Source organism: Vibrio sp., from assembly GCF_984391705.1.
Genome location: NZ_CFHWOM010000165.1, coordinates 1 through 1,124, shown reverse-complemented (window position 1 = coordinate 1,124; position 1,124 = coordinate 1). Strand labels below are relative to the sequence as shown.

General features: G+C 44.1%; 1 protein-coding gene. It reads right to left on the bottom strand.

The genetic code is table 11. From position 1 onward, the window contains the following. A partial coding sequence (locus AC4MRV_RS22155; RefSeq protein ID WP_491189419.1) for a TauD/TfdA dioxygenase family protein occupies window positions 1–762 on the bottom strand: 762 nt, incomplete at its 3' end. Window positions 763–1,124 lie beyond the last annotated feature (362 nt).

Below are 1,124 nucleotides of genomic sequence, written 5' to 3'. Positions count from 1 at the left end.
CGCATAATGTTGAGTGCAACGATTATCCCAAATCGCTACAGAGCCTGGTTGCCACTTAAACCGAACTTGATATTCAGGCTGACGAGCAATCGCAAACAATTCGTTTAACAGCTGCTTACCTTCCGTATGCCCCACTTCATTGATATGACGAGTAAACTGCTCATTAATAAATAGGGTTTCCTTGCCCGTTTCCGGGTGTATTTTTATCACTGGGTGCACAACGGGTGGATGTAGATGAGAAACTTCAAGCAGTCGATGATGCCAATCAAGCTCAATATCTTCCTCAGCAACCTCTTCAAAGGCGCTGAGAGAATGGGTTGCAGACAACTGTCTTAACTTCGTTTTCATCGTATTGTCGAGCGCATCAAAAACGGCAGTCATAGAAACCCAAATCGTATCTCCGCCAGTATTCGGGACGTGTTGAGCATGCAGAATCGCCCCTTTAGAAGGCTGCTCTCTCCAAGTTAAATCGGTATGCCAGTAACTCTCGTGTGGCGCATTGCCTTTGGTGGTTTCAATAATACTGACTTGAGGCGAGGACGCGACGTTGGGAAAGAAGGGATGAGCAGGCTCCAATTCCCCAAAGTACTGAGCCAGTTCTAACTGCTGCTCAGGCGACATAGCTTGACCATCAAAAAAGATAACTTGATGCTCGATTAGGGCTTGATAAATTGCTTCCAGATCTTCTGCATTGCAGTTGGCCAAATCTATGCCATGAATACGCGCACCGATATGCGGAGTGATTGGCTCAATCTCTATCATTACAACTCTCTTGATGTTGATTCTTATCAGACTACAAAGACCATAGCATGCCCGAATTACTTTCAATTGATTTGAGTTTTAGACGTCTTTGATATGCGCCACTCTCAATGAGGTAAGATTTAAACTCATGCAACGATGTCTATCGTTCAAACCTAAGCCCAAGCATGCTTTGAGACCAACTTAATCCAGAACTTTAGATAATAAAAAACCGAGCACGAAAAGCACTCGGTTTAAATTAATAACGATGAGACGGAATTAAGACAGCTTAAACTTACTCAGTTCTCCGTGAAGATCGCTCGCTTTTACGGTGAGTTCGTTACTGATCTCTACTGACGACGTCATGGTGTCCATCACCTCTACTG